Annotated in this window: 4 protein-coding genes and 1 pseudogene; 1 reads left to right on the top strand and 4 read right to left on the bottom strand. The window is 73.9% G+C overall.

The genetic code is table 11. The annotated features are described in order from the left end of the window. Positions 1 to 168: 168 nt before the first annotated feature. The 4 genes and pseudogenes from EST92_RS30715 to EST92_RS30730 all read right to left on the bottom strand — a co-directional run bounded on the left by EST92_RS30715 (position 169) and on the right by EST92_RS30730 (position 4,894). Positions 169 to 1,185, bottom strand: coding sequence for a MoxR family ATPase (locus EST92_RS30715; RefSeq protein WP_129283947.1), 1,017 nt, complete (start codon positions 1,183 to 1,185; stop codon positions 169 to 171). A 73-nt stretch (positions 1,186 to 1,258) separates the two neighbouring features. After that, a complete protein-coding gene (locus EST92_RS30720) occupies positions 1,259 to 3,436 on the bottom strand; it encodes a trypsin-like peptidase domain-containing protein (RefSeq protein ID WP_129283948.1) in 2,178 nt (725 codons plus the stop codon). Further along, positions 3,433 to 3,903, bottom strand: coding sequence for a CU044_2847 family protein (locus tag EST92_RS30725; RefSeq protein ID WP_129283949.1), 471 nt, complete (start codon positions 3,901 to 3,903; stop codon positions 3,433 to 3,435). Before EST92_RS30725 ends, EST92_RS30720 begins: the two co-directional genes overlap by 4 nt. 143 nt (positions 3,904 to 4,046) lie before the next feature. Beyond that, positions 4,047 to 4,894 (bottom strand): annotated as a pseudogene (locus tag EST92_RS30730) (thioesterase family protein). Between the two features lie 96 nt (positions 4,895 to 4,990). Here EST92_RS30730 and EST92_RS30735 point away from each other — a divergent pair. Then, on the top strand, positions 4,991 to 5,626 hold the full coding sequence (locus EST92_RS30735; RefSeq protein ID WP_174244183.1) for a trimeric intracellular cation channel family protein: 636 nt from the start codon (positions 4,991 to 4,993) through the stop codon (positions 5,624 to 5,626). Positions 5,627 to 5,649: the final 23 nt, after the last annotated feature.

Below are 5,649 nucleotides of genomic sequence, written 5' to 3' on the forward strand. Positions count from 1 at the left end.
GGTGGAGCTGCTGCCCACCGCCACCGGACGCCGCTTCACCTACCAGATCTGGACGCTCGCCGACCGCCGTACGCCCCTCCATCACCTGTGCCAGCCACAGCACGTCGAGGAGTTCGGTGGCCCCTAGGTCGTAGCCGGCGGCCGACATCGCCTGTCGGAGTCGGTCGATCATGGCGCCATGGGCTCGTCGAGGCGGTGCAGCACGGCGCCGAGAAGCTCGTCCCTGGTGAGGTCGGCGCCGCTGATGCGCAGGTGGACGGCGGCCAGCAGCTGGTCGGTGGCCAGCGTCTGGGTCTGCGCGCGCTGTTGGAAGGCCTCGATCAGGTCCTCCGCCGCGGCGACCGCCCGCGCGCCCAGATTGTGTTCGATGATCTTCCGCAGCCGCTCCCCGGTCGGCTCCGGCAGATCCAGTCGCACGCACCGGCGCAGGAAGGCGGGCGGGAAGTCCCGTTCGCCGTTGCTGGTCATGACGACCACCGGGAAGTGGGTGCAGCGCACCATCCCGCGGTGGATCGTGACCCGCTCCCGGCTTCCGCTCAGCAGGACCGGCACCTCCTGCTGGTGCTCGGGCAGCCGGGCCAGCTCCGGGATCTCGAACTCGCCCTCCTCCAGGACGACCAGCAGGTCGTTGGGCAGGTCGATATCGGCCTTGTCGAGTTCGTCGACGAGCAGGACCCGGGGCCGGCCGGCGGCCAGCGCGCTGCCGAGCGGGCCGAGGCGCAGGTACTGGCCGATGTCGCCGGCGGTCGTGGCGCGCGGGGCCCTGGGCCGGCGCACCGAGCCGTGGGACGCCTCCCGCTCGCGGCGCAGCGAGGCCTCCCGCAGGCGGCCCACGGCGTCATAGCGGTAGAGCGCGTCCTGGAGCGTGGAGCGGCTGTTGACCGACCAGCGCAGGACGTCCCCGAGCCCGAGCTCCTCGGCGACGGCGTGGGCCAGCGAGCTCTTGCCTGCGCCGGGTCGGCCGGTGACCAGCAGCGGACGGTGCAGATGCAGCGCCGCATTGATCACGGAGATCTCATTGCGCTCCAGGAGGTACGGCGTACGGGTCGCCGCCGTCCCTGCTTCGGACGGAAAGCGCCGCCACGGCGGTGGGGCGGGCAGATCCGACGGGCCACGGAACACCCACCAGGCCTCCGGCTCCGCCTCCGGGTCGTGGGGTGCGCCTGCTGCGCTCTGTCCGGTCACCGCACGTTCTCCTCGTTCTTTGCTGTGTTGCTCGCCGGGTGGGTCGCCGTGTCCACGGTGCACACTCGGGCATTCAGGGCTGGGTCAGCACCCAGGCGTCCGGGGCGAGTTGCGGGGGACGGTGGTCGGGTGCGTCGTACAGCAGGGACAGCCGGCGACCGTGGTGGGTGGTGCTCTCCGGCTCGGCCATCGCCTTGGCCCGCTCCAGGCGCACCACCTCGGGGACCTCGGTGTGGTCGGCGCCGTCCACCAGGGCCAGCAGGTCCTGGGCGAGCTGTGCGCCGTGTTCGGCGCGGTGCCACAGCACGGTGTGGACGCCCGCCTGCACGCACTGCCGCAGCAGCGTGCCGTGGTGGTCGGGTGGACAGCACACGATCACCGTCCCGGCGTCGCGGTGCACCTCCAACTGGGCGCGGGCGACCATCCGGTCGGTGTGCCGCTCGTCGAGGACCAGGCGTTTGGCGTGCGGCAGGGCCGCGGTGCGCTGTTTCCATCCGGCGTAGCTCTCCCGGGAGCGCTCCGTGGTCCGCACCACCACCCGGCGGGTGATCCCCGGGACGAACGGCCCGTCCTCGTCGCCGTCGGGCGACTCCCACGAGTCGACGTCCAGACCGAGCCAGGCGGCCGGGAGGAAGTACTCCACCAGGGCGGTCTCCGGGTCTTCCCGGACCTCGGTGCGCAGCACCCGGCGGATGTCGTCCACCACCTGCTCGCTGCCGGCCTCGGCATCGCGGACCAGCGCGAGACGGTGCGTACGGCGGTCGGCGAGCGTCCAGATCTGGTAGGTGAAGCGGCGTCCGGTGGCGGTGGGCAGCAGCTCCACCTGGACGCGTGGGGCGACGGCCGCGGTGCCGGTGCCCGGCAGGCCCGGTGCCGCCGGGGTACGGACCGGGGCGGCGGCCGCAACCACATCGGCACGGAACTGGCTGACCGCCGCCTCGTCGACGCCCGAGCGGGCACCGACGCGCTCGACCCAGGCGTCCAGGTCCTCGGACGGGTACGTCCCGGCCGCGCTCTCCTCGACGCTGACCCGCACCACCCCTTGCAGCAGCGGCGGCACGGGCGCGCCGGTGAGCGAGCTGAAGCCCTCCAGGGCGTCCATCGCGTCGGCCAGGCCGGCGACGGCGGGCAGCTCCGGGGCGTGCGGCAGGACGCGTTCGAGGAGGGTGCGGGGGTCGGTGCGGGTGCAGTGGGCCAGCAGGCCCGACAGGTCGCGACGCTGGCGGGTGGTCAGGTACTCGCCGGGGCGGACCGTACGGGCGGCGCGGCGCAGCCGTTCCCAGTCCTCGCGGGCGCCGTGGTGACCGGGCCAGGGGTGCGGCTCGTAGGGGCCGGCGGGCGGCGGCTCGTAGTCCCGTACCAGGTCGAGGAGTTCGGGGATGCCGCGGCGGACGCCCACGGCCAGGCCGACCAGCCGTTCGAGGTCGGCCGCCGGGCCCGCCGAGGGTCTGCCCAACCGGGCGGCGAGCCGTGCCTCGCAGGCCAGCACCGCCTCGCGGCCCTGGAGTACCCGCTCCAGGGCGGTGAGCAGCTGCTGTACCCCGCGCCGGGCGGTGGGCACCGCCGAGGGCGGCAGCGCCGGGAGTTCGGCCTCGATGGCCGGGACGCTGATGGCGTACATCGTCGTCGGCAGGGCTCCGGGGCCGGCTGGTTCCGGGGCGCGGTGGACGGCCGCGACCAGACCGACGACGGCCTGCCGGGCGCGGTCCCACAGCGGCCCGCCGCTGAAGCCCTCGGTGACCTCGGCGCCGCCGAGCACGTCCAGGGCGATCCAGGGCGGGGCGGAGACCCGGGGCACGGCGCGTACCGTGGGCAGCGGATGGCCGCTGGCCCATAAGGCGATGGTCTCGTTGGCGTAGCTGTGCTGGAGGAACGGTGCCGGCTCGGCGCCGGCGGGCGGGGCCTCGGCGAGTTCCAGTACGGCCAGATCGCCGTGGTAGGGCACCTGTCCGGGCCGGACCGGGGCGCTCGTGGCGGCGGTGGCCCGCGGCGGCACCCACATCTCCCGCACGACCCGCCCGGTCAGCTCGCGGCCGGCCGCGACGTGGGGCAGCCGGAGGGTGACCGGGTCGCCCGCCCCGGGGGTGTCCTGGGCGAAACGGTCCCTGCCCAGTGCGCTGTTGACGACATGGGCGCAGGTCAGCACGAGCCGCTCGGCGACCAATACGCCCGCGCCGACGGCCCGGTCGCCGTACCGTAAGGAGGCGAAGGACTGCTGCAGCGGGGTGTCCGGACCTGCGCCTGCGCTCACGGCGTCGTCGTCCCCCCGGATCCGTCCGTGCCGCTGCCGAGGTTCCAGGTGGCGGAGACCTTGAAGCTGGCCTCGCCGCTGCCGGAGAACACCCCGAGGCTCAGGTCGGAGCCGAGCGTGACCCCGAACTCGACGGTGACCTCGTCGGGGCGGTGACTTCCGGCGGAGATCGAGCGGTGGATCTGGCCGAGTACGCCGCCGAGCGGGCGCAGGGCCTCTTCGAGGGCTTCGCCGCCACGGGTCAGCGCCCGGCTCATCCGGCCGTCCACGCTGACCGGCACGGCGCCGCCGAAGCCGTCGGGAAGCTCCAACTCGGCGTCGTCGCCATGATGTCGACGCCGGTCCCCGTCCGTCGGCTGCTGTCCGCCGGACCGCTCGTGCGTGCCGGAAGGCTGCCCGGCGGCCGGTTGGCCGTCCCGCAGCCACACCACGGTCGCGTCGTCGATTCTGAGAGCCACATCCCCCATGCGATCAGTCTGGCACGAGCCGGTCGGCGACCGCCTGCTCTTTGCGTCACACATTCCGCCCTCGCCGCGGGGCGCACCGCGAACGGGGGCCGGACGGGCCCGCCCCCGGTCGGCACAGCCAGGGCTGCCGTTTGGATCAGGCCCTAGCCCTGCAACACCGTCCGTGCCAACTGCCGTGACTGGGCGACCAGTCGGTCCTCGGAGTCCCAGACCTCCGCGTCCTCCTCCAGGAAGCCGCCGGCCAGATTGCGGGTGGTGATGGCGACCCGCAGCGGGCCGGGGGCGGGGCGGTGGCGGACGTGGGCGGTCAGTTCGACGGTGGGCACCCAGCCCAGCAGGCCCATCTCGAAGGCGGTGGGCGGCAGCGCGTCGACGGTCAGCAGCAGGGAGAGCGGGTCGGGTTCGCGGCCGTCGGCGAGGCCGAACCAGGCGCGCATCTCGCCCTTGCCGGACGGGGCGCCGACCGCCCAGCCGGCGGTCGCCGGGTCCAGCCGGAGGGAGAGCCGCTCGGTGATGGCCGTGCTGCCGGGGATGACCGGGTCGCCGCCGGGGGCGCTGTCCGCCCCCAGGCAGTGCTCGTACGGCGGGATGGCCGGCGGCTTGGCGGTGGTGCGGACGTCGTCGGGCAGGGCATCGAGGTCGCCGTACGAGGCGAGCACCCGCAGCCGCTCGATCTCGTTGCCGTCCTCGTCGGTCTGGAGGAGGCGGGCGGTGCCGGTCGACATGGTGCGGCCGGTGCGGACCACTTCGGTGCGGATGACGGCGGGGCCCGGGACCGAGGCCGTCAGGTAGTGCGCGGTGACGACAACGGGTCGGGGTGCGGGAGGGCATCACCCAGGGCGCGGCCCATGAGGGCGAGGAGGTAGCCGCCGTTGACCGCCTGGATGATCGTCCAGCCGGCGGAGAGGTGGGCGTCATAGACGCCCGGGGCGCGGCGGCTGACCGCCGTATCGCGGTCGAACTCGCTGTTGCCAAGGGTCACCAGAGCCATGGATTGCACGCTACACCGGATAGTTACCGACCGGTAGTGTCAGTTTTTACGGCCTCCCCGGAAGCAGTCCTTCCGGGGCCTGCCATGATGAGCGCCATGCTGCACGTCCTCTACCTGGCCGGTGTCGCGGCCTTTGCGGCGAGCGGAGTGCTGGCCGCCTACCGCGCCAACATGGACCCCTTCGGCGGGCTGGTGCTCGCCTTCGCCGCCTCCATCTCCGGCGGCACGCTGCGCGATCTCATCCTCGACCGGCGGCCGCTGTACTGGACGCACGACTGGGTGCTGCTGACCGTGATCATCTGCGTCGGCCTCGGCACCATGGCGTATCTGCGGTTCTGGCAGCTGCCGCACAAATCACTGCTGGTGGTCGACGCGGTCGGGCTGTCCGTCGTGACGGTGATCGGCGCGCGGGCCGCGATCGAGGCGGGCGCCACCCCGCTCGCCGTGATCATCCTGGCGGTGCTGACCGGCGTCACCGGCGAGGTCATCCGCGATGTGCTGTGCGGGGAGTTCCCGCCGCTGCTGCTGCGCGAGGACGTCTACGCGATCGCGGCGCTGGCCGGCGCCGGCTGCTATCTGCTGCTGCACCACGTCGGAACGGGCGCCACCCCCGCCGCGGTGGCCTCGGCGGGGGTGGTGTTCGCCCTGCGGATGGGCGCGGTCTACCTCGGGCTGCACCTGCCGCGACCGCAGCAGCTGCGCCCCCGGGGCGGCGGGCCGGAGGGGGGCTGACGGGGGCCTTGGTTGGCTCTTGG

Origin of the sequence: Streptomyces sp. TM32, assembly GCF_004122755.1 — a bacterium.
In the GTDB taxonomy this organism is placed as follows: domain Bacteria; phylum Actinomycetota; class Actinomycetes; order Streptomycetales; family Streptomycetaceae; genus Streptomyces; species Streptomyces sioyaensis.

Bases quoted from the DNA above. Each gene is read 5' to 3' on its own strand.
- EST92_RS30725 (WP_129283949.1), bottom strand. From the start codon at position 3,903: ATGGGGGATGTGGCTCTCAGAATCGACGACGCGACCGTGGTGTGGCTG.
- EST92_RS30735 (WP_174244183.1), top strand. From the start codon at position 4,991: ATGCTGCACGTCCTCTACCTGGCCGGTGTCGCGGCCTTTGCGGCGAGC.